The organism is Bordetella genomosp. 7, assembly GCF_002261265.1.
Taxonomy (GTDB): domain Bacteria; phylum Pseudomonadota; class Gammaproteobacteria; order Burkholderiales; family Burkholderiaceae_B; genus Bordetella_A.
The window spans coordinates 160,878-183,184 of the sequence record NZ_NEVK01000001.1; the positions used below are offsets into that span (position 1 = coordinate 160,878).

Genomic DNA, 22,307 nt, shown 5'->3' on the forward strand with positions numbered 1-22,307 from the left:
CTATTTTATTTTGAGCGCCACTTTGCCGATGACGCGCCGCGATTCCAGCGCGTCCAGGGCCAGGGCGAGATCGGCGGCCGGGTAGACCGCCGTGACTGCAGGCCGGATCCGCCCAGTGCGGGCCCAGTCCAGCAAGGTATGCATGGCGCGCTGCAGCGCCGGGGCATGCGCGATGCGCTCGTCTGCCGGGGTCCACCCCAGGTAGCGGCCATAGAAGAACCCATGCAGGCTGATGTTCTTGACCAGCAGGAGGTTCAGCGGCACCGGCGGCACTTGGCCGCTGGCAAAGCCGATGCTCAGCATGCGGGCGTTGGCGGCGGCGGCCCGTACGCTGTGCTCAAAGGCTGTCCCTCCTACCGGATCGAACACCACATCCGCGCCGCGGCCGTGCGTCAGGGCCTTTACGTTTGCGGGCAGCTCCGCGTCGGCGGCCATGGCGTGGGCGGCGCCGGCGGTCAATGCGGCCTGGCGCTTGTCGGGCGTGCTCGCGCACGCGATGACGTGGGCACCCGCCTGCGTGGCGATTTCAACTGCCGCGAGGCCCACGCCCGATCCCGCACCCAGCACCAACACGGTATCGCCGGGCTGCAGGCCGGAGCGCCACAAGAGCGCCGTATAGGCCGTGCCATATGAGATGGGCACGGGCAGCGATTTCAGAAGATCCAGCCCTTCTGGCACGGGGTAGACGGTGTACTCGGGCAGCGTCAGATACTGCGCGTAGCAGCCCCAGCGCGAAACGGCCACGACGCGATCGCCTGCGGCCACGCGGGTGACGGCGCTGCCGCGCGCGGTAACGCGCCCCACGGCTTCGGTGCCGGGCACGAAGGGCAAGGGCGGGCGGCTTTGATAGGTGCCTTCAATCAGCAAGCGCGTGGCGTGGCTGACGCTGGCGTGCTCGATTTCGATTGTGACTTCGTGCGGGCCGGGCGCGGGCGCGTTGTCGATTTCGCGCACGGTGACGTCGGCCACGGGGCCGTGGCGTTCGCAGACCAATGCACGCATCATGATGCCGGCTCCGCTTGCTGCACGACGCCGACGCGCAGCAGTTCTTCCACGTCTGCCTCGGCCACGCCCCAGTCGGCGAGTATCTGCCGGGAATGTTCGCCGATGGCCGGCGCGGGTACCAGGCCGCGTGCCTGTGCCAGCCCGGGCGCGCGTGCGTAGGGCAGCGGGGCGCCGCCAGGTTGGGCGAGCGGCTCGAACAGATTCAAGTGCAGCGCCTGGGGGTGCGCTGCCAGGCCGTCGTAGTCGCGCACGCACGCGTGCAGCACGTCTTCGCGCGTCAATCGTTCAATCCAGTATGCCGACGGACGCTCGCGCAACTGCGCGGCCAGCGCCTCGTGCAGCGCGTCGCGACGGGCCATGCGGCCGGCGTTGTCGGCGTAGGCGGGGTCGGTTAGCCAATGGGTACGATCCAGCGCCCGGCACAGGCGGCTGAACTGGTCGTTGTTCAGGGCCAGCACCGCCAGGCGTCCGTCGGCGGTGTCGAATACGCCGTTGGGCGCGCTGACCGGGCCGGCGACTCGTTCGCCGGCCATCGCGTGCGCCACGATATCGTGCACTTGCAGTGCCGCGCACGCGTGGAACAGGCTGATCTCGACGTGGCTGCCGCCGCCGCCGCGAGCCTGCCGATACAGGGCGGCGCTGGCGGCCTGCGCGGCGTACAGGGCCGTGGCGATGTCTGCCATCAGCATGCCGATGCGGCGCGGCGCGCCGTCGGACGCCTGGTTGGCGACCATCAGGCCGCTGTCGGCCTGCATCACCGAGTCCGACGCCGGCGCATCGGCGTACGGGCCGTCGGCACCGTAGCCGCTGATCGAAACATAGACGAGCTCGGGGCAGTCGCGTGCCAGCTCAGCGTAGCCCACGCCCAGCCTCGATGCCACTCCCGGCCGGAAATTCTGGATCAGTACGTCGGCCTGGCCGGCCAACCGGGCGAGCAGAGTTCGGCCCGCTGGCTGCCGTGCGTCTACGCACAGGCTGCGCTTGCCGACGTTGTAGGCGATGGACAAGGCGCTGTCTGCGCCGCGCACTACGCCCACGTGGCGGCCCCAGTCGCCGGTGGGCGGTTCGACTTTTACGACCTCGGCGCCCTGCTGCCACAGGAGTTGCGCACAGTACGGCCCGGCAATGCCCTGGCTGATGTCCAGCACGCGCAGGCCCGTGAAGGGCAGCGGCACAGGGGAGGAGGCGGAACGATGCATGAGGCTTATGTCGTCTGGTGGGTGTATCCACTGATGGTAGGCAGGCACACCGTATTCGACAATGCGTGGAACTGTGCCAGTAATGGTGAATCATGTTTGACAATATCCCCGACCTGAACCTGGTGCGGCTGTTTGTCGCCATGGTTGAATCGCCCAATCTCAGCGTGGCGGCACAACGTTGCGGCATGACACGCTCGAACATGTCACACCGGCTGAAAAGGCTGGAACTCGTGATGGGGGCACAGCTGTTACGGCGCACGACCCGCCACGTGGAGCTCACCCAGGCAGGCCGCCTGCTGTACCAGCACGGCGTACGTTTGCTGGACGAAATGCGTGCCGCCCAGGCATCGATCGACAGCCTGGGCGGCACCGTGCGCGGCGATGTACGGGTGCGCCTGCCCACCGGGCTGGGACATTTATACCTGGCTCCGGTACTGTTGGAATTCGCTCGCAGCTATCCGGATATCAGCCTGCGCGTGCACATCAATGACAACATCGGCGACCTGGTGTCGGCCGAGGTCGACCTGGCCTTGAAGATCACCTCAGCACCGCCTGAAGACCATGTGGCGCGGCGGCTATGTGCTATCCAGTGGGTGCTGTGCGCCGCGCCGTCGTTCAGGCACGAGGGCCGGCCGGTGCGCACGCTGGAAGAGCTGGGGCGGTGTTCGCTGATCGCGCCGCAGTCGATGGGCCGGCGCTTCGACCTGCGCTTGATGCATGCGCATGGCGATCCGCTGGTGCTGCGCGTTGCGCCCCGTCTGCAGTCGGGCGACTACCCGTTTCTGCGCGAAGCTGTGCTGGCGGGGCTGGGCGTTGTCCTGCTGCCTCGTTATGCGGTGTGGAAAGAGCTGCGCGACGGCCTGTTGCAAGAGGTGCTGCCCGAGTTCGAACCCGAAGGCGTAGGCAACGCCATTTACCTGCTGACCGCGCCCAATCGGTTTCCGTCGATGGCTGCGCGTACCTTGGCGGCTTTCGTGCAAACGCATATCGAACGGCACCATCGAGACTGGCTGCGCCCCGCGGCGGGGCGCTGATGGTCGCGCCAGGCGGCGCGCACGCCGGTCAGGGCTGGGCCGGCGCTTTCAGCGCGGCCTGGAAGCGCGCGACGTAGGTATCGAAATCGATGTCGTCGCTTTGTTCCAGGCGAGCCTGTTCGGCATGCGACTGGCGCGCGGCGTCGGCGTAGGCGGCCGCGACGTCGGCTGGCAGGGGCGTGGCGCGCAGCGTATCGGCGTGCCGCTTGCTCAGTTGCAGCGAGTAGTCGTGGAAAGACAGGCCGCTGTCGCGCAGGCCGGCCAAGAGCTGCGCCGAGGGCGTCTGGTCGGGGTCGTCGAGCTTGGCGCGCTGGGCCTGCACGGCTCGTGCATAGGCGTCGCCGCCCAGCGCGTGGTCGTACAGGGCCGCATAGGGAGCGATCTGGTCAAGCAGCTGATGGCCCCACTCGGCCACGCCGATGCCGGCGCCATCGCGGTCGAGCAGCAGGCCGGGCCTGCGGCCTTCTTTGACGACCATCGAGAAGTTGTCGGCGCTGCGCTGGCAGTAGCCGTTCTGGGAGAAATACGGGCTGTCGGACGCGGCACAGAACAGCAGGAAGGCGTCCATGAAGCGCGCCGTTTCGGCGGCAATGCCCACAGGCTGCTGCGGGTCGATGTCCAGGCAGCGCACTTCGACGTACTGCACGCCGCGCTCGGCCAACGCAGTAACCGGCCGTTCGCACCGGCCGGTGGTGCGCTTGGGGCGGATGCTGGAGTAGTACTCGTTTTCGATCTGCAGCACGTTGGTGTTGAGCTGGATCCATTGGCCGTCGCGATGCGTGCCGATGGCCTGGTAGTCGGGCCAGGGCTGCGTGACGGCGCCGTACAGGCGCCCCAGGAAAGTGCCCAGATCGTTGTAGCAGAGCTTGAGCTGCGATTGAGCCTTGTTCTGGTAGCCCAGGTCGCTCATGCGCAGGCTGGTGGCGTGGGGCAGGTACAGCGTGTGGGCGTCCAGCGATTGCAGGGCGTGGCCGTTGTCGCCCATGAAGTCGCGCGAAACCGCCGGCGCCGCGCCGAACAGGTACATCAGCAGCCAGGAATAGCGGGTGAAATTGCGAATGAGCGCAATGTAGCCGCGCGATCGCCGTTCCTGGGCGGCGATAGGGCCGGGTTCGAGCTCGTCCCAGAGGGCGTCCGGCAGCGAGAAGTTGTAGTGCAGCCCCGCGATGCATTGCATGGCCTTGCCGTAGCGTTCGGCAAGCCCGCGCCGGTATACGTGCTTGAGCATGCCGGTGTTGGATGTGCCATACCAGGCGATGGGAATGTCGGCTTCGGGGGGCAGCGTGGCCGGCATGGACTGGTTCCAGATGTACTCGCCGTTCAGTACGCTGTAGACGAACCGGTGGGTGTCTTCGAGTTCGGCAAGCAGCGGCTCGACACGGGCATGGGTGCCGGTAATGAGTTCGAGCAGCGCTTCGGAATAATCGGTAGTGACGTGTTCGTTGGTCAGGGCGGAGCCCAGGCCGGCGGGATGGGCGGTAAGTGCCAGCTTGCCGCGGGCGTCGACGCGCAGCCCTTCTTTTTCGATGCCGCGCAAAGTCTGGGCGAGCAGGTCGGGGCGGGCCTTCAGGCAGGCCATGCGGCTGGCAGCGGTATCGTTCACGGTCATATGGATATTCTGGGATTGAGCGCGGATTTTACGGGGTGCGGGCGTTTCGTGCCGAGGGATCCCGCACCGGCAGTAGGGGGGCTTTTGATCTGCCCACACTGCCGGCGCCGATCGGCGACAATCAGCGCAACCCCACTGCTCGCGACCCGGAGGCCGCAGGACGATGATTTCCCGATTGTTTAGCCCGTTTATGGCGCGCCTGTCACGCCTGATTGTTGTCGCGCTGCTGCTGGCCGCCTGCTCGCCCAGTTACAACTGGCGCGAAATGGATGTGGCCGACGGCCATGTGCGCGCAGCCTTTCCGGCCAAGGTGCAGACTCAGGCCCGCGACATTTCGCTGGGCGGGCACCGGCTGCGGTTTACGCTGGATATGGCCGAGGTGGATGGATCCATGTTTGCCGTGGGGCATGCGCGGCTGCCCGAGGCCGTCGCAGGCGACCCCGCTGCGCGGTTGGCGCTGCGCGACGCCCTGGTGCAATCGCTGTATGCCAACCTGGGCGCCCGGCCCGCGACGCCGCTGCCCGGCGATGGCGAAGTGATCGAAATACATGGCCAGGCGGGCGAACGGCCCGGCTGGATACTGGCGCGGGTGTGGGTCACCGATACCCTGCTGGTGGACGCGGTGGCCGCCGGCTCGCCGCAGGGCTTGCCGCGCGAGCGCGCGCAGGAGTTCGTGCAGGCGGTGAAGATCAATCGGTAAGCGGCGGCAACAGCCCCTGCCGCAGCGCCTGCGTGATTGCCGCGCGGCGGTTGTAGACGCCCAGCTTGCTGCACGCGTTGCCGATATGGAAATTGACGGTGCGTTCGGTAACGCCCAGGATGACGCCGGTTTCCCAGCTGGTTTTTCCCAGCGCTGACCAGTACAGGCAATCGCGCTCGCGGTCGGATAAAGGTTTGGCGTGCATGGCGACGCAATGCGGGGATGCGGGGCGGGAATGAGGGGGAAGATTTTCCATGGCGCCCGCATGGATGAGCGGGCACGAGCCGCCGGCGCCGGCTTATCGGACCGATCTGAATGGTGCCGTCGGCCTAATCGGCTGCCGCGGCGAACACCCCGCGCAAGGTCTGCGTGATTGCCGATTTGCCATGGTGGCGTCGTTCGAGCATGCCCACGCGCCGCAGGATGGGCGGCCCGGGCAGCGGCTTGACCGCCAATTGCTTGCCGTGGCGCCAGTCCGCATTGGCCAGCAGCGGCACAATGGCCACGCCATAGCCTTGCCGCACCAGCTCGGCAATGGCCTCGATGGAATTCAGCTCCAGGATGACGTCCGGGGCGGCGCGCAGGCGCGCCAGGGCGTCGGCGATCAGGTGGCCCGTCCAGAGCGAGCGGTCGAACTGCAGGAATGGTTCGGACGCCAGCAGCGACGCGACCGACTTGCGGCGCAGCCGCGGGGCGGCGATCAGGACCAGCGGCTCCTGGTACAGCGGTGTCCAGACCAGTGACGCGTCTACGCCATGCGGCGGCTCGGTAACCACCGCAGCGTCCAGTTCGCCGCTGGCCACGCGCGCCGCGAAATCCGCCGACTGGCCGGCCAGCAGGGTGATGCGCAGGTCGGGGAAGTCGCGCTTTACGCGCGCCAGCACCGTGCCGAAGGTACCCATCAGGGACGACACCAGGGTGCCGATGCGCAGGCTGCCGCGCATGGGGTTGCCGCTGTGCGCGAGCAGCTGCTCGTAGCGCGCGACCAGGTCTTCGAGTTCGGCCAGTACCTGGCGGCCCTGCGCCGTGGGCACGGCCGCCTGCGCGCGCCGCTCGAACAGCTGTGTGTCCAGCTCGCTTTCCAGGTTTTTGATCTGCAGGCTGACGGCGGCCTGGGTCAACCCGACGTGGCGGCCGGCCGCCACGAAGCTGCCCAGCCGGGCGGCCGCGAGCGCGGTGCGGAACTGGCGTATGGATGCCATGGGTCGACCCTATATAAGCAAAACTTGGTCTGTCCAAAATAATTAATAGTTTTACTTCTGTCAAAGCCGGCTGCACCATGTATGGCGTTGCACATACACATGGAACGGCGATGGCCCAGCTTGAAACTGCTGCCGGGATGCTGCACGTCAAGGTATGGCGGGGCGGCCAGCATGGTGTCTTCCAGGACTACGAGCTGCCGCGCCGCGACAACCAGACCGTGCTGGACGTGGCCACGCATATCCAGCGGCACCTGGACCCCACCTTGTCATACCGGTATGCCTGCCGCGTGGGCATGTGCGGATCGTGCGCCATGACGGTCAACGGCGTGGCGCGCTGGACTTGCCGCACCCATGTGTCGCGCGTTGCCCGCGATGGCCGCATCGAGCTCGCGCCGCTGTCGAATCTGCCCATCGTCAAGGATCTGGTGACCGACATGGCGCCCTTTTTCGACAAATGGCAGCAGGCGCAGGGCCGTTTCACGGGGCCGGCCAGCCGGCAAGATCCGGTGGCGCGCGTCAGCCCCGCATCGCCGGCGCGCCGCGCGGCCGATGCGGGAATCGAATGCATAGGCTGCGGTGTCTGCTATGCGTCTTGCGACGTGGTGAGCTGGAAGCCGCAGTTCCTGGGGCCGGCTGCGCTGAACCGCGCCTGGACGCTGGTCAACGACGAACGCGACACCGCCGGCGCCCGGCGGCTTGCTGCCGTGGCGGGCGACGCCGGCTGTCACGCCTGCCATACACAGGGCTCCTGTACGCTGCGCTGCCCCAAGGGCATTGCGCCCACCGCCGCCATCGCCGGCCTGAAGCGCGTGACGGCGCGCGCGGCGTTGCGGGGCGAACTGACCGGCGCGGCCGCGCCGGAAGAAACGGCCGGCGCGCTGCCCGGCGTAACGGAAGCGACGCCATGAGCGCGGCCAGCGCAGCGCGTCGGTGGTACTGGCAACGCATCAGCGCCATGGTCATGACGGTATTCGTGCTGGCGCATCTGGCGCTGGTGACATGGGCAGTGCGCGGCGGGCTGAGCGCCGCCGAGGTGCTGGGCCGCACGCAGGGCAGCGTGGGCTGGGGGGTGTTCTACGCGGTGTTCGTGCTGTTGGTGGCCATCCATGCGGGCATAGGCTTGCGCAATGTGCTCGACGAATGGGCGGCGACGCGCAAATGGTCAGGCGCAATGGGGCTGGCGGCGGGCGCGCTGCTGCTGGCACTGGGGTGGCGCGCCGTTGCCGCCGTGACGCTGGGGGGCGGATATGCGCCGCAATGACCGCCGCGCCCGCACGCATGCCAGCTGGCTGGCTTTTGCCGTGCACCGCATTTCAGGGCTGCTGTTGCTGGCGTTCCTGCCCGTGCACTTCTGGACATTGGGCCTGGCGCTTCAGGGCGAGGCGGCGCTGGACGGTGCATTGCGCTGGTACGAAGCGCCCATTTTCAAGTTCGGCGAATGGGCGCTGGTGCTGTGCCTGGCGCTGCATCTGGCGGGCGGGGTGCGCTTGCTGTGGATAGAGTTTGCGCCGTGGCAGGGGTTGCGGCGCGGATGGATCGCGGCGGGCACGCTGGCTTCGCTGGCGGTGTCTGTGCTTTTTGCCTTCAACATGCTGGGTTGAACGATGCCAGAGATCGATTATGCGCAGGTGGAAGACGCCGCGCGCGAACTGTACATAAGGGCGCTCAAGCGGCTGCCTGACGATATCAAGCAGGGCTTTGCGCAGTTGCGCGCCGCAGAATCGTCGCCGCGCGCGCAGACGATCCTGGACACCATGACGACCAATATCACGGTGGCCGAACAGAACGACAACCTGCTTTGCCAGGACACCGGCATTCCCATCTATAACGTCTTGGTGGGGCGTCGCGTGGGGCTGGACGGCTGGCGGCTGAAGCAGGCAATCCGCGCCGGCTGCGAGCGCGCCACGCGCGAGCATCCGTTGCGTTCAAGTGTGGTGCATCCGATCAGCCGCAAGAACGCGCATACGTCGTGTGGCCCGGGCGTGCCCGTTATCCATATCGATTTCTGCGAGCAAGACGACCGCCTGGAAATCGAGATGATTCCCAAGGGCAGCGGTTCGGAAAACAATTCGTTCCTGCGCATGGCGATTCCGGCCGAGGGGCTGGATGCCGTGAAGACCTTCGTGATCGACTGTGTCATGCAGGCGGGCGGCAAAACCTGTCCGCCCACCATCGTGGGCGTGGGCGTGGGCGGCACCTCGGACCTGTGCGTGCACCTGGCCAAGCAGGCCGCGACCCGCCCGCTGGGTTCGCACTGTGGCGATCCGCTGGGCGCCGAACTGGAGCGCGACCTTTCCGTGGCGGTCAACCAGCTGGGCGTGGGCCCGCAGGGCCTGGGGGGCGACGCAACCGCCTTTGCCGTGCACGTCGAACTGGCGGCCACCCATATCACCATGAATCCGGTGGCCGTGAACATGCAATGCCATTCGGCGCGCCGGGCGCGCGCCATCTTCACGCCGCGGGGCGTGCAGTACGGATTCTGAGCGCAGCGGGACGAGCCATGACGCACCACGACCTGACCATGCCCATCACGCAAGCCCAGGCGCGCGCGCTGCGCGTGGGCGACACCGTAACCCTGCAGCGCACCCTGTTCGGCATACGCGACGCGAGCTATATCGCGCTGTTCGACCAGGGGCGTGCGACCCGCCTGGATATGAACGGGCACGCCGTCATCCACACCGCGCCCAATGTGCGCAAGGTAACGCCCAGCGCGGCCAATCCGGCAGGTTATGAGCCGGTGTGCATTGGCACCACCACGTCATCGCGCATGGAGCGCTTCACGGCGCAGCTGATGCGCCAATGCGGCGTGCGCCTGATTGTTGGCAAGGGCGGCATGCATGAAGGGTCGAGCCGCGCGTTTGCCGAGCTGGGCGGCGCGTACCTTGCCATTGTCGGCGGAACTGCGGCGCTGGAAACCACGTGGATCGAATGCATCGAGGATGTCGACCTGGACGACCTGAACCCGGAGTCGCTGTGGAAGTTCCGCATCCGCGACTTCGGCCCGTTGCTGGTGGCCATGGACAGCCATGGCGCATCGCTGTATGAACAGGTGGCGCACGACGTCGCGGATCGGCGCCAGGCAGTACTGGCGAGCCTGGGGGTGACGCGATGAGCCAGCATGGCTTGCAGGTGCGCCAGACGGATGTGCTGATCCTGGGGTCGGGCGGCGCGGGGCTGTTCGCTGCGCTGCATGCGCACGACACGGCGCCGGGCCTGGACATTACCGTGGCCGTCAAGGGGCTGCTGGGAAAGTGCGGGTGCACGCGCATGGTCCAGGGCGGCTACAACGTGGCCCTGGCATCGGGCGATTCGCCCGAACGGCATTTCATGGACACCATCGAGGGCGGCAAGTGGCTGCCCGACCAGGAACTGGCCTGGACGCTGGTCAACCGGGCAATCGAACGCATCCACGAGCTGGAGAACGAGCTGGGCTGCTTCTTTGACCGCAACCCCGACGGCACACTGCATCAGAAAGCCTTCGCGGGCCAGACGTTCGACCGCACCGTGCACAAGGGAGACCTGACCGGCATCGAGATCATCAACCGGCTGGCCGAACAGGTATGGGCGCGGCGCATCCATCGCATGGAAGAGCACCGCGCCGTCGAGCTGATACCGTGCCGCGACGGCCGACGCATCGCGGGCGTGCTGATGATAGACATCCGCACGGGCGAGTTCGTGCTGGTGCGGGCCAAGGCGGTGCTGCTGGCCACCGGCGGCGGGCCGACCATGTACCGCTTTCACACCCCCTCGGGAGACAAGAGCTGCGACGGCCTGTCCATGGCGTTGCGCCTGGGGCTGGGCCTGCGCGACATGGAGATGGTGCAGTTCCATCCCACGGGGCTGCTGGCGGGGACGGATACGCGCATGACGGGCACCGTGCTCGAAGAAGGGCTGCGAGGTGCGGGGGGCTACCTGCTCAACGGCGCGGGCGTGCGCTTCATGCAAACCGTCGACCCGCGTGCCGAGCGCGCCACGCGCGACATCGTGTCGCGCGGCATCTACGCCGAGATGCGCGCCGGACGCACATCGCCCAACGGCGGCGTGTATATCGAAATGGCCCACCTGGGGCCGGATAACGTGCGGCGCCAGTTCAAGGGTATGGTCGAACGCTGCGCCGACTGCGGTTTCGACCTGGCGGCGGGGCGTGTCGAAGTGGTGCCGACCGCGCACTACATGATGGGCGGCGTGCTGTTTGCCCCGGATTGCCGCACGGCCATGGCCGGCCTGTTTGCCGCCGGCGAAGATACAGGCGGCGTGCACGGCGCGAATCGCCTTGGCGGCAATGGGGTGGCCAATTCCACGGTATTTGGCGGCATCGCGGGCGACACCATGGGGCGTTGGGCGCCCGGCCAGGATTGGGCCGAGCCGGACCAGCGCGCCGTGCAGGCAGCCATGGCGCGCACACTGGCTCCGCTGGCCAGGCGGGGCGGCGATCTGCACGCCCTGCGCGAGCAGTTGTCGAACGTCATGTGGGACGACGCCGGGATTGTGCGCGATGCAGAGGGTCTGCAGCGGGCGCTGGCGGCGCTGGCGCAGCTGCGCGGCGAGCTGGACAGCGTGGGCGTGGCGGAGTCGGGGCGCGCCTACAACATGACCTGGCACGATTGGCTGAACCTGGACAGCCTGGTGCACGTCAGCGAGGCCATAGTACGGGCCGCGCTGGCACGCGAAGATTCGCGCGGCGCGCATTTTCGCGCCGATTATCCCGACGTGCGCGATCTGGAGCATTCGTGGTTTTCCGTGGTGTCGCAGCAGGACGGCGCCATGCAGGTGGAGAGGCATCCCGTGCAGTTCACACGCGTGCGGCCTGGCCAGACGCTGTTGCAGCAAGACGCGGCGTAGCCCTGCCTGGTGGCACGCCACGCAGGCCGCTTCATAAAGAAAGAAGAAAAGCGAGGAGACCATCATGGCAATCAGTGCAATCAGGGCATTCGGTGCATTCGGGGCGGCGCGGTGGGCCGCGGCGATGGCGGGCATGGCGGCCAGTATGGCGTTGGCAGGTCATGCCGCGGCACAGGCTTATCCGCAGCGCCCCGTGACGTTGGTGACCCCTTTCAGCGTGGGCGGGGACGCGGACCTTGCCGCGCGCAACCTGGCCGCGGTCGTGCAGCCATACCTGGGGCAGCCGCTGGTGGTGCTGAACCGGGCAGGGGCCAACGGCGCCATCGGCTCGCAATATGTCAGGGACGCCGAACCCGACGGCTATACCCTGCTGATGGCTCGCGTGGGGTCGCAGGCGATACTGCCCGCCTTGCAGCCGGGGCTTTCGTATCGCTGGGACGATTTCACGTTCCTGGGCTTGCTTGAGCTGAACCCCTACGTATGCGCCGTGCCCAAGAATTCCCGCTACCGCACGCTGGCCGACCTGGTGGCGGCCATCAAGGCGCGGCCGGGAGCCTTGAACTACGCGACCACGGGCCCGGCCACCGTGCTGAACCTGGGGCCGCAACTGCTGTTCAACGTGCTGGGGCTGTCGTCTACCGCCGCGATGCCGATTACCTATAAGGGTTCGGGCGAGGCGATGCTGGCCGCGCTGTCGGGGCAGGTGGATTTTGTGTGCACCAACTATGCGCCGATGGCCGGCCCTTTGCAGGACGGCCGCCTGCGCGCGCTGGTGACCACGACGCCCAAGCGCCTGGAAAGCCTGCCCGATGTGCCGACGGCACGCGAAGCCGGCTATCCGCAGCTCGAGGCCATTACGGGCTGGAGCGCGTTGTACGGCCCGCCGGGCATGACGCAGGACGCGGTGCGCAAATGGGCGGAAGTGCTGCGCCAGGTATCGTCCGACCGTGCCTGGATCGACGGCACCGTGCGGCTGGGCAGCGTGCCAGACGTGCGGCCGGCCGAGCCGACGCGGGCGTTCGTGCAGGCCCAGGTCGATGCCTATGTAAAACTGGGGCGCACGGCGGGTATTGCACTGAAATAAGATTCGACAGGTCACTGCCGCTGCGTGCGGCATGCGCAACACGAGGGGTTATCGATGGCAGTCAACGTTCGCGGCGCCGATGCACTGGCGCAGTCGATCAGGGCGGCAGGCATCACGCGCCTGTTCACCTTGTCGGGCAACCACATCATGCCGGTATTCGACGCCGCGCTGTCGGCGGGAATCGAGCTGGTGCACGTGCGGCACGAGGCCGCCGCGGTACACATGGCCGACGCATGGGCGCGGCTGACGGGCGAACCTGGGGTGGCGTTGGTGACGGGCGGGCCCGGCCACGCCAACGCGGTGTCGGCTCTTTACACCGCGCAGATGTCGGAATCGCCGGTGGTGCTGCTGTCGGGCCACGCGCCCAATCGCCAGGCGGGGTGGGGCGCCTTTCAGGAAATGGACCAGGCCGCCATGGCGGCCCCCGTGGCCAAGGCCTCGTGGGTTGCCGCGACGGCAGACGGGCTGGCAGCCGACTTCGCGCGCGCCTGCCGGGTGGCCGCCAGCGGCCGCCCTGGCCCGGTGCATCTGAGCCTGCCTACCGATGCGCTGGAGCAAGCTGCCGGCTCCGTAGCGCCGCCGGCCCAGGCGTACGCGCCGCAGCCCATGCCGCTGCAGGCCGATCGCGCGGCCTTGTTTGCGGCGCGCCTGGCGCAGGCGCGGCGCCCGCTGGTGCTGGTGGGGCCGCGAGGCTGGACGGATGCGGGCCGCGCCCGCGTGGCGGCGCTGCGCCGGGCCTGGGGAATCCCGGTCGTGGCCAGCGAGAGCCCGCGCGGCGCCAATGATCCGGCGCTGGGCGCGTTCGCGCCTGTGCTGGGTCGCGCCGATTGCGTGCTGCTGGTGGGCAAGCGGGTCGATTTCACCTTGCAATTCGGCCAGGCGTTCGACCCCGCATGCGTGTTTATGCAGATCGACGCCGACGAGTTTGAATACGACCGTACGCGCCGCGCCGTGGGCGAGCGGCTGCAGGAAACCGCGCAGGCCGACACCTATGCCGCGCTGGATGCCCTGGCGGCCATCCCGGCGCAAGGGCCGGCCGGCTGGCTGGCCGAGGTCGAGGCGGCGCTGGCCTATCGTCCATCGGCCTGGCGCGAGGCGCGCGGCGCCGATGCCGGACTGCATCCGGCCGAAATCTGCCGCGCGGTGCAGCACGTGCTGGACTCGCACGAAGATTCGGTGCTGGTGTGCGACGGCGGGGAATTCGGGCAGTGGGCGCAGGCGTGCCTGAACGCGCCGCATCGCGTCATCAACGGGGCCGCGGGCGCCATCGGCGCGGCGCTGCCTATGGCCCTGGCTGCGCGCCTGGCGTATCGCGGCGCGCCCGTGGTGGCGATGATGGGCGACGGCACGTTCGGCTTTCATTGCGCTGAAATGGACACCGCGGTGCGCTACGGTCTGCCCTTCATTTGCGTAGTGGGCAACGACGCGCGCTGGAACGCCGAATACCAGATCCAGCTCAACCAGTATGGCCCCGGGCGACTGGTCGGTTGCGAACTGCTGCAGACGCGCTACGACCGCGTGGCCGAAGGCTTCGGTGCGCGGGGCGCGTGGGTCGGGCGCGCCGAGACTCTTGCGCCGGCGCTGCAGGCCGCGCGCGACGCCAGCCTGCCCACCTGCGTGAACGTGGCGCTGGACGGCTTGCCGGCCCCTGTGGTGCGGCAGGGCTGAGCCCGTGCCCGTCGAAACATGGCTGCTGCTGGGCGGCGGCGCGTTTGTCGCGGGGTTTGTGCAGGGGCTGGCCGGGTTCGGATTCGGGCTGGTGGCGATGGCATTCTGGTCGTGGACGCTGCCCCCGTCGATGGCCGCGCCCGCCGTGGTGTTCGGGTCGCTGATCGGGCAGTTGCTGGCGGTGCGCTCGTTGCGCCATGGGTTCAGCTGGCGTCGCCTGTTGCCGTTTCTATTGGGCGGGCTGGCGGGCATCCCGCTGGGCGTGGCGCTGCTGCGCTATGTCGATCCCGCCGCCTTCAGGCTGGGGGTGGGCCTGGTGTTGCTGGCCTATTGCCCGGCCATGCTGCTGGCTGCCGAGCTGCCGCGTATTGCGCGCGGCGGGCGCGCGGCCGACGCGGCGGTGGGATGGCTGGGCGGGGCCATGAGCGGGTTCGGCGGTCTGCCCGGTCCGGCGCCCACGTTGTGGTGTGTGCTGCGCGGCTGGCCGCGCGACGAGCAGCGCGCGGTGTTCCAGAGCTTCAACCTGGCGATGCATGCCGTCACCCTGGCAAGCTACGGGGTGGCCGGCCTGCTGACGCCGCAGACCGTGCCCGTGTTTTCCGTGGTGGGGGCGGCCGTCCTGATTCCCGCCCTGGCGGGCGTGCACTTGTATCGCCGCTTCAGCGATCTGGTGTTCCGCCGCCTGGTGCTGGCATTGTTGACCCTGTCGGGCATTGCGCTGGTGGTGGCGGGCGCGCGGGGGTTCTGGTAGCCCTGCGCGGCGGCTTCAGGCCTGGCCTGCCAGCGCGCGCAGTTGCGCAAGCAAGGGCTCGGGTATGTCCACGCCATGCTCGGCGGCGCGCCGTTGCAGGTCCGCCCGCCGGGCGCCCGGCAGCCGCACGTCTTCGTCGGCCAGCATCGCGGCTATCAGGGTTTCGACACGGTCCAGGTAGACATCGCGGCCGGCCAGCGCGCCGGGGTCGATGGCCAGGAAGGCCTGTCCGATGCGCGCCTGGTTGCCTTCGTCGGTAAAGAACGAATCGGCTTCGAAACCGAAGTGCGCGCCGGTCAGCGCGCACGCCAACAGTTCGACGATCAGCGCCAGCATGGCGCCCTTGACGCCGCCCATCGGCAACATGCTGCCTGCCAGACCGGCCTTGGGGTCGGTAGTGGGGTTGCCGTCCGCATCCAGTGCCCAGCCCAGCGGAATTTCGCGGCCCTCGCGCGCGGCCACCATCAGTTTGCCGCGCGCGACTTCGGACAGCGACAGGTCGATGACCAACGGGTCACCGTCGCGGCGCGGAAAGGCGGCGGCGACGGGGTTGGTGCCGAACAGCGCGCGCCTGCCGCCCCAGGCGGGCATGGCCGCGGGCGAGTTGCCCATTGCCAGGCCCACCAGCCCCTGCCGGGCCAGCGCGTCCAGATGGTAGGCGGCCACGCCGAAATGGTGGCTGTTCGTCACGCCGGCAAAGGCCACGCCATGGCGCAGCGCGCGCGAGGCGGCTTCGTGGATGGCCATCGCGCACGCCGGAAAGGCAAGCCCCGCGCCGGCATCGATCAGTACGGCGCCGTCGCGCTGCCGCAGGATGCGCGGCACGGCGTCGCCCACCGCGCGGCCATTGCGCACATGCACCGCGTACGAGGGCACGCGCGACACGCCATGCGATGCCAGCCCCTGCGCATCGGCATAGACGAGCGCGCGGGCCGTGCTGGCGGCCATGTCGGGGCTGGCGCCCGCGCCACGCAGCGCAGCGGCGGCCAGATCATGCAGGGATTTCAGGTCTACAGTTGCCATGGGATCCGGTCAGAGAAGTCAGGGTCAAAGGCCCTTGAGGGCCTGCGCCACGCGTTGCGCCACCATGCCGGACACGCGGACGTTGGCTTCCTGGGTCAGGCCGGCGATATGCGGCGTGAGCACCAGGTTGGGCGCGTCGGCCAGCGGGCTGCCGGCGGCCAGCGGCTCGTTGTCGAACACGTCGATGGCCGCGCCCCGCAGGTGGCCGCTGCGCAGCGCGTCGGCCAGCGCCGCTTCGTCGACGATGCCTCCACGGGCGGTATTGATGAGCACGGCGCCGCGCTTCATTGCCGCCAGCCGGCGCGCGTCCAGCAGGTTGCGCGTGGCGTCCGTCAGTGGAATATGCAGGGTCAGGACGTCGGCGCGCTGCAGCAGGTCGTCCAGCGGCAGCGGCTGCACCCGCGCATCGCGCCAGGCCGGGTCGTCGTCGCGCAACATCGGATCGTGCGCAACAACCTGCATGCCCAGCCCCTGCGCCAGACGGGCCGTCAGGCGGCCGATGCCGCCGAAGCCAACCACGCCCAGCGTGCGCGACTCGGCCTCGAGCCCGTTCGAGAGCTCGGTGCGCGGCCACGCGCCGGCGGCCACCTGCGCGCTGTGGCGGTAGGCCCCGCGCAGCAGCATCAAGGCGCTGGCGATGACGTATTCGGCCACGGCCCGCGCATTGGCGCCGGTGGCCGGCAGTACGGCAATGCCGCGCGCCCGGCAGGCGGGCAGGTCGATGTTGTCCAGGCCCACGCCCAGGCGTCCCACCGCCTTCAGGCGCGGGCCGGCGGCCAGCAATGCGGCATCGACGCGCGTGCGGTTGCGCACCACCAGCGCGTCGGCGTCGGCCAGGGCGGCCGCCAGCGCCTCACGCCGGTCGACCAGATCGGGCTCGTAGCGCACGTCGAAGTCGGCGCGCAGCGCGGCCACCGCCGCTTCGTCCATGAATTCGGAAATAACAATATGCATCAGGGCTGCTCGATGTCAGTGTAAGGTCGCTGCCGCCCTGCGCCCGCCGGGGGCGCGCACAGGGCGGCGGCATTTCAGCCAACCTGGATATTGGCCTCGCGAATGATTGTGCCCCATCGGTCGATCTCGGCGTCCAGGTATTGCTTGAAAGCCACCGGACCGCGCGGCCGCGGAACGAAACCCAGGCGCCGCAGCGATTCCTGCATGGCGGGGCGGGCCATTTCCTGTTCGATGGCGCCGCCGATGCGCAGTACCAGGTCCTGGGGCAGGCCGGCCGGCGCGAGCACGCCGGTGAAGTTTTCGACCACCAGATCCGGCAGGCCGGCTTCGGCCACGGTGGGCACATCGGGCAGGTCGGGGCTGCGTTCCCGGGTGCTGACCGCCAGCGCGCGCAGCGTGCCGCTTTTTACGTGGGGCAGCGACTCGGGGTAGTTGGAAAAAATCACGTCCAGCTGGCCGCCGATCAGGTCCGTGAGCGACGGTGCGCCGCCCTTGTAGGGCACATGCAGCAGCGAATTGCCGGTCAGCTTCTGGTACAGGGCCAGGGTAAGGTGGGGCGGCGTGCCGTTGCCGCTGGAACCCGCCGACAGCGAGCCGCCCTTGGCGGCGTGCGCGAGCTCTTGCAGGCTGCGTATCGGGCTCTTGGCGGGTACCACCACCATCATGGCCGACGATGCCAGCCCGGCCAGCGGCACCAGGTCTTTCTTGACGTCGTAGCCCGCCTTGCCGGCAAAGAGGGTTGCGTTGGCCGCATGGGTCATGGTGATGGCCAGCCAGGTGTAGCCGTCGGCATTGGCGCGCGCGACCAGCGACGCGCCGATGTTGGCGCTGCCGCCCGGCTTGTTCTCGACCACGACGTTCCAGCCCTGCGCGCTGGCCAGCGCCTGCGCCGTCTGGCGCGCCGCCACATCGGTCAGCCCGCCCGGCGAAAACGGCACCACATAGCTGATGGGCCGCTGCGGCCATTCTTGCGCGGCGGCCAGGCCGCGCGACCACGGGCCCAGGGCCAGTGCGCCGGCGCCGAGCAGCCCCAGCGTTCTGCGTCGCTGGAAATCGGGACAGGCGGGACGGACAATGCGCATTGCAGGTTCTCCTTAGGTCACAGGTTGCCGCCCGGAGGGCGGAGTCAGTGCTGCATTCCCCACTTGCGTATGGTGTGGATCTCGACAGTGCGGAAGATCACGTTCTCGACCAGCAGGCCGATGAGAATTACGGTGAACAGGCCGGCAAACACGTTGGGAATTTCGAGCAGGTTCTTGTTCTCGTAGATGAACCAGCCCAGTCCGCCCGAGCCCGAACTGACGCCGAACACGAGTTCGGCGGCGATCAGCGTGCGCCAGGCGAATGCCCAGCCGATTTTCAGCCCGGTGAGAATGCTGGGAAACGCCGCCGGGATCAGAATGCGCCTGACGTACCCGAATCCGCCCAGGCCGTAGTTGCGGCCCACCATGCGCAGCGTCATGGATACCGACAGGAAGCCGGAATGGGTGTTCAGGGCCACGGCCCACAACACCGAGTGGATCAGCACGAACACCACGCTGCCTTCGCCCAGGCCGAACCAGATCAGCGCCAGCGGCAACAATGCGATGGCGGGCAAGGGGTTGAACATCGATGTCAGGGTCTCGAGCAGGTCGGTGCCCAGCCGCGTGGTGATGGCCAGCACCGTCAGCACTGCCGCCAGCGCGATGCCGGCCGCGTAGCCCACCAGCAGCACCCGGATCGAGGTCCATGCCTTGAGCAGCAGCGCGCCGTGGACCAGCCCGTCATACAGCGCCGCCACGGTAGAGCCGAAGGTGGGAAACAGCAGCGGGTTGTTGACGTTGCGCGCATACATTTCCCAGATGAGGGCTAGCACCGCCAGCAGGAACAGCTTGCGCAGGGCGCCCACGTTGTACAGGCGTTCCCAGGTAGACAGCGGCTTCTGCACCACGCCGAAGGAATCGTCGGCCACCGGTTCCAGGTAGCGTTCCGGGCGCGGGACGGCGAGGTCGGCATTGTGGTCAGCCATGATGGTGCCCCTCTTCTTCGACGCGGTCGGCGAACAGCATCGCGTTGATCTTGTCTTCGAGTTCCTGGTGGCGGGCCGCGTCCGATTCGCCGCGCGGCACGCTGTTGATCTCTGCCTTGACCTGGCCGGGATGCGGCGACAGCAGCAGGATGCGGTTGCCGATCTTGATGGCTTCGGGAATCGAGTGCGTGACGAACAGCACCGTGAACCGGGTGTCGTCCCACAGCTGCAGCAGCTCGTCCTGCATCTTGCGGCGCGTCAGCGCGTCCAGCGCGGCAAAGGGCTCGTCCATGAGCAGGATGTCCGGTTCCATGGCCATGCCGCGCGCAATGGCCACGCGCTGCTTCATGCCGCCGGACAGCATGTGGGGGTAGTGATCGGCGAACTTCGCCAGGTTCACCTTGTTGATGTAATGCATGGCGCGTTCGCCGGCCTCGCGCGGGCCCATGCGGCCGCTGGCCACCAGCGCGAACGCCACATTCTGGCGCACCGTCTTCCAGGGCAGCAGCTGGTCGAATTCCTGGAACACCATCATGCGGTCGGGCCCCGGCCGGGTCACCACTTCGGACTTCAGCCGGATCTCGCCTTCCACGGGCTGCAGATACCCGCCCACGGCCTTCAGCAACGTAGATTTGCCGCAGCCGGACGGCCCCAGCAAGATAAAGCGGTCCCCCTGCAGCACCTGGAAGTCCACCCGATAGGTGGCTGTGATGAGGTATTCAGGGGTTTTGTACTGCAGTGTCACGCCGCGTACATCCAGCAGCGGCGCGGCGGTGTTTGCATCGGTCATGCCAGCCCTCCTGTGTAGGGCCCCGGCGCGAGGCCGGGGTTGGGTTTGACGCGGCCTTCAACTGCCCTGCAACGTGTGCGCGTTGGGAAAGAACAGGTCTTTCCATGAATCGGGCATGACTTTGATGGACCCCACCTTATGCATGAAATTCACGTACTTCATGATGTTGTTGGGGGTAAGGGTGTACGAGATGTCGGGGTTGTTCAGGATGTCGACCACATCCTGCAACGGGGTGCGCGTATCGTTGGCCAGGCGCAGGTAGGTCTTGGCCGCCCAGTTCTTGTCGTTATTGATCTTGTCGGTGGCTTCCTGCAGGGCCGCCATGAACGCCGCATATACCTTGGGGTTTTCTTTGTAGAACTTTTCGGTCGTCCATACCAGGTTGAAAGTGGCGGGGCCGCCCAGCACGTCGTACGAACTCAGGATGCGATGGATGCCCGGCTGCTTCAGTTCAAAATCCTGGAAGGGGGGCGACGTGAAATGCGCGGTGATTTCACTGGACCCCGACAGCAGCGCGGTCATGCCGTCGGGATGCGAGAGCGACACCGTCAGCTTGTCCAGGCGGTTCTGCTGCCCTTCGCCAAAGGCTTGCTCGGCCGCCATCTGCAGCGTGACGGCCTGGATGGATACGCGCACGGCGGGCAGGGCAATGCGGTCCTTGTCGGTCAGGTCCTTGATGGACTTGACCTGCGGGTTGCGCGAATTCAGGTACAGGGGCATGGCGTTGATGGCCGATACCGCCTTGACGTTGAGGTTGCCGCGCGTGCGCGCCCACATGGTCACCAGGGGGCCGACGCCGCCGGATGCGAAATGCAGGCTGCCCGACAGCACGGCCTCGTTCATGACATTGCCGCCTGCAAAGCGCGACCAGTTCACCTTCAGGTCGTCGATGCCCGCCTGCTTGGCGTGCTTCTCGATCAACTGTTCGTCCTGCATGATCATCAGCGACAGATAGCTGATGCCGGGCTGCACGGCGACAGCAAGCTCCGAGACCTCGGCGCGCGCCTGGGAACCAAGCAGCAGGCCTGCCGACAGACAGGCCGCCATTGCAATATGCGTGAATCGCTTCATGTCTTCCTCCTTGGGGGTGGTGCCTGGACAGGCGTAGGGCGGGATGCGCGCCCGGCATCTGTGTGCCGGTGCGCGCAGGCCGTCGGGTGTGCATCAGGGCCCGGCGATCTGCCGGGCGGGATCGATGTGGCTTGGCTTCATGGCGTGCGCCGCGTCATGCGCTTTCGTACAGGCGGGTCAGCACGAACTCGCGATGGCCCAGGGCTTCGGCGGCGGTCCAGCGGCCATTGGCGGTAGCCAGCATGCATTCCAGCAGTTTGTCGCCGGCCTGGTCCAGGTCGATCTCGCGTTGCAGCAGCGCCGATGTGTCGACATCGATGTGTTCGCTCATGGTGCGTACCGTGCGCGGGTTGGCGCAGATCTTGATGACGGGCAGGATGGGGTTGCCGATGACGTTGCCCTGGCCGGTGGGAAAGAAGTGCACGGCATAGCCCGACGCAGCGCACAGGGTCACCATTTCGGCGGCCGCCGAAGACGAGTCCATGAACCACAGGCCTTTGCCGGTAGGCACTTCGGCCTTGTCGAGCACGCCGTCGATGCGGCATTTCTTGCCGATCTTCTGGATGTTGCCCAGCGCTTTTTCTTCGATGGTGGTCAGGCCGCCGGCGATATTGCCCTTGGTGGGCTGCGATTCGGACAGGTCGCTGGTTTTCCAGCGGTCGATGACTTCCTGGTAGCGATTGAACATGAACATGAAGCGCTCGCGCACCGCATCGTTGGCACAGCGTTCGGCCACGATGTGTTCGCCGCCGGTCAGTTCGGTGGTCTCGCCGAACACCAGCGTATTGCCCAGGGCATAGAGCTTGTCGAAGGCGTTGCCCACGGTGGGGTTGGCGCCGCAGCCCGACGTGGTGTCCGATTCGCCGCACTTGGTGGACACCCACAGGTCGGATATGGGGCATTCCGTGCGTTGCAGGGACGTGGCGTAATGCACGAACTCCTTGGCCTGGCGCGATGCGCGCATGATGGTGTCGAGGTCGCCGTGCAGTTCGATGCTGAAGCCGGCCACGGGCTTGCCGGTGGCTGCAATGCCATCGACGACGCGCTTGGTCCAGCCTTCTTCGATGCCGATGACGATGACGGCCGCGACGTTGGGGTTGCTGCCCGTGCCGATCAGGGTGCGGAAATGCAGTTCCAGATCTTCGCCGAACTGCAGGCGGCCGTAGGGGTGCGGCAGGGCCATGGTGCCCTTGATGTTGTTGGCGACGGCTTCGGCGGCTGCGTTGGAGATGTCATCCACGGGCAGGACGATGACGTGGTTGCGCACGCCTACGCGCCCATTATCGCGGCGGTATCCCCGGAAGGTGGTCGAAGCATTGACGATGGCCATGGCGGTTCCTATGTGGGTGTATCTGTGTATGGGGCGA

General features: G+C 67.7%; 23 protein-coding genes. 11 read left to right on the plus strand and 12 right to left on the minus strand.

The features are described 5' to 3' along the window. Both CAL19_RS00755 and CAL19_RS00760 read right to left on the minus strand, forming a co-directional pair. A complete protein-coding gene (locus CAL19_RS00755; protein ID WP_026640850.1) occupies window positions 1-1,002 on the minus strand; it encodes an NADPH:quinone oxidoreductase family protein in 1,002 nt (333 codons plus the stop codon). Continuing rightward, window positions 1,002-2,204 carry a CaiB/BaiF CoA transferase family protein gene (locus tag CAL19_RS00760; protein ID WP_026640849.1) on the minus strand — a complete coding sequence of 401 codons (1,203 nt, stop codon included), beginning with the start codon at window positions 2,202-2,204 and terminating at the stop codon, window positions 1,002-1,004. The genes CAL19_RS00755 and CAL19_RS00760 overlap by 1 nt, the downstream gene beginning before the upstream one ends. A 92-nt stretch (window positions 2,205-2,296) precedes the next feature. On the opposite strand from CAL19_RS00760, the gene CAL19_RS00765 reads away from it, so the two are divergent. Next, window positions 2,297-3,238 carry a LysR family transcriptional regulator gene (locus tag CAL19_RS00765; RefSeq protein ID WP_026640848.1) on the plus strand — a complete coding sequence of 314 codons (942 nt, stop codon included), beginning with the start codon at window positions 2,297-2,299 and terminating at the stop codon, window positions 3,236-3,238. Window positions 3,239-3,266: 28 nt separating this feature from the next. Here the strand turns inward: CAL19_RS00765 and gshA are convergent, their stop codons facing one another. Continuing rightward, the gene (gshA, locus tag CAL19_RS00770) at window positions 3,267-4,841 is read right to left on the minus strand and encodes a glutamate--cysteine ligase (protein ID WP_026640847.1); all 1,575 of its coding nucleotides are present in this window, start codon (window positions 4,839-4,841) and stop codon (window positions 3,267-3,269) included. Window positions 4,842-5,010: 169 nt separating this feature from the next. Here gshA and CAL19_RS00775 point away from each other — a divergent pair, with 169 nt between their 5' ends. Then, entirely contained in the window at window positions 5,011-5,547 is a 537-nt protein-coding gene (locus CAL19_RS00775; RefSeq protein ID WP_026640846.1) for a hypothetical protein, read from the plus strand. Here the strand turns inward: CAL19_RS00775 and CAL19_RS00780 are convergent. Then, window positions 5,537-5,752, minus strand: coding sequence for a helix-turn-helix domain-containing protein (locus CAL19_RS00780; RefSeq protein WP_026640845.1), 216 nt, complete (start codon window positions 5,750-5,752; stop codon window positions 5,537-5,539). The two genes, CAL19_RS00775 and CAL19_RS00780, sit on opposite strands and share 11 nt — an antisense overlap. Window positions 5,753-5,876: 124 nt before the next feature. After that, complete coding sequence (locus CAL19_RS00785) at window positions 5,877-6,749, minus strand: LysR family transcriptional regulator (RefSeq protein WP_026640844.1); 873 nt, start codon at window positions 6,747-6,749, stop codon at window positions 5,877-5,879. 110 nt (window positions 6,750-6,859) lie between these two features. Here CAL19_RS00785 and CAL19_RS00790 point away from each other — a divergent pair, with 110 nt between their 5' ends. The 9 genes from CAL19_RS00790 to CAL19_RS00830 all read left to right on the plus strand — a co-directional run bounded on the left by CAL19_RS00790 (window position 6,860) and on the right by CAL19_RS00830 (window position 15,094). Next, entirely contained in the window at window positions 6,860-7,657 is a 798-nt protein-coding gene (locus tag CAL19_RS00790) for a succinate dehydrogenase/fumarate reductase iron-sulfur subunit (protein WP_094795765.1), read from the plus strand. Further along, window positions 7,654-8,010: a succinate dehydrogenase gene (locus tag CAL19_RS00795; protein WP_026640843.1), complete on the plus strand. Its 357-nt coding sequence runs from the start codon at window positions 7,654-7,656 to the stop codon at window positions 8,008-8,010. Before CAL19_RS00790 ends, CAL19_RS00795 begins: the two co-directional genes overlap by 4 nt. Further along, window positions 7,997-8,350, plus strand: a complete 354-nt coding sequence (gene sdhC / locus CAL19_RS00800) for a succinate dehydrogenase, cytochrome b556 subunit (RefSeq protein WP_026640842.1) — start codon at window positions 7,997-7,999, stop codon at window positions 8,348-8,350. Before CAL19_RS00795 ends, sdhC begins: the two co-directional genes overlap by 14 nt. A 3-nt stretch (window positions 8,351-8,353) precedes the next feature. Then, a complete protein-coding gene (locus CAL19_RS00805) occupies window positions 8,354-9,232 on the plus strand; it encodes a fumarate hydratase (protein WP_026640841.1) in 879 nt (292 codons plus the stop codon). Between the two features lie 17 nt (window positions 9,233-9,249). Further along, entirely contained in the window at window positions 9,250-9,861 is a 612-nt protein-coding gene (locus tag CAL19_RS00810; RefSeq protein WP_026640840.1) for a fumarate hydratase C-terminal domain-containing protein, read from the plus strand. Continuing rightward, entirely contained in the window at window positions 9,858-11,591 is a 1,734-nt protein-coding gene (locus CAL19_RS00815) for an L-aspartate oxidase (protein WP_026640839.1), read from the plus strand. Before CAL19_RS00810 ends, CAL19_RS00815 begins: the two co-directional genes overlap by 4 nt. A gap of 64 nt (window positions 11,592-11,655) precedes the next feature. Next, window positions 11,656-12,675 (plus strand): tripartite tricarboxylate transporter substrate binding protein, encoded by a 1,020-nt coding sequence (locus CAL19_RS00820; protein WP_051423867.1) that lies wholly within the window; start codon window positions 11,656-11,658, stop codon window positions 12,673-12,675. 54 nt (window positions 12,676-12,729) lie between these two features. Continuing rightward, window positions 12,730-14,343: a thiamine pyrophosphate-binding protein gene (locus CAL19_RS00825; RefSeq protein ID WP_026640838.1), complete on the plus strand. Its 1,614-nt coding sequence runs from the start codon at window positions 12,730-12,732 to the stop codon at window positions 14,341-14,343. A 4-nt stretch (window positions 14,344-14,347) separates the two neighbouring features. Continuing rightward, entirely contained in the window at window positions 14,348-15,094 is a 747-nt protein-coding gene (locus CAL19_RS00830; RefSeq protein WP_026640837.1) for a sulfite exporter TauE/SafE family protein, read from the plus strand. Between the two features lie 15 nt (window positions 15,095-15,109). On the opposite strand, the gene CAL19_RS00835 is transcribed toward CAL19_RS00830, so the two are convergent. The 7 genes from CAL19_RS00835 to CAL19_RS00865 form a co-directional block, all read right to left on the minus strand. Then, complete coding sequence (locus CAL19_RS00835) at window positions 15,110-16,117, minus strand: Ldh family oxidoreductase (protein ID WP_026640836.1); 1,008 nt, start codon at window positions 16,115-16,117, stop codon at window positions 15,110-15,112. Between the two features lie 24 nt (window positions 16,118-16,141). After that, window positions 16,142-17,071 carry a hydroxyacid dehydrogenase gene (locus CAL19_RS00840; protein WP_026640835.1) on the minus strand — a complete coding sequence of 310 codons (930 nt, stop codon included), beginning with the start codon at window positions 17,069-17,071 and terminating at the stop codon, window positions 16,142-16,144. Between the two features lie 74 nt (window positions 17,072-17,145). After that, the gene (locus CAL19_RS00845; protein ID WP_094795766.1) at window positions 17,146-18,153 is read right to left on the minus strand and encodes a Bug family tripartite tricarboxylate transporter substrate binding protein; all 1,008 of its coding nucleotides are present in this window, start codon (window positions 18,151-18,153) and stop codon (window positions 17,146-17,148) included. A 44-nt stretch (window positions 18,154-18,197) separates the two neighbouring features. Next, a complete protein-coding gene (locus CAL19_RS00850) occupies window positions 18,198-19,079 on the minus strand; it encodes an ABC transporter permease (protein WP_026640833.1) in 882 nt (293 codons plus the stop codon). Next, window positions 19,072-19,869 carry an ABC transporter ATP-binding protein gene (locus tag CAL19_RS00855; protein WP_026640832.1) on the minus strand — a complete coding sequence of 266 codons (798 nt, stop codon included), beginning with the start codon at window positions 19,867-19,869 and terminating at the stop codon, window positions 19,072-19,074. Before CAL19_RS00855 ends, CAL19_RS00850 begins: the two co-directional genes overlap by 8 nt. A gap of 57 nt (window positions 19,870-19,926) precedes the next feature. After that, on the minus strand, window positions 19,927-20,940 hold the full coding sequence (locus CAL19_RS00860; RefSeq protein WP_026640831.1) for an ABC transporter substrate-binding protein: 1,014 nt from the start codon (window positions 20,938-20,940) through the stop codon (window positions 19,927-19,929). A gap of 154 nt (window positions 20,941-21,094) precedes the next feature. After that, window positions 21,095-22,270 (minus strand): UxaA family hydrolase, encoded by a 1,176-nt coding sequence (locus CAL19_RS00865; protein ID WP_094795767.1) that lies wholly within the window; start codon window positions 22,268-22,270, stop codon window positions 21,095-21,097. Window positions 22,271-22,307: the final 37 nt, after the last annotated feature.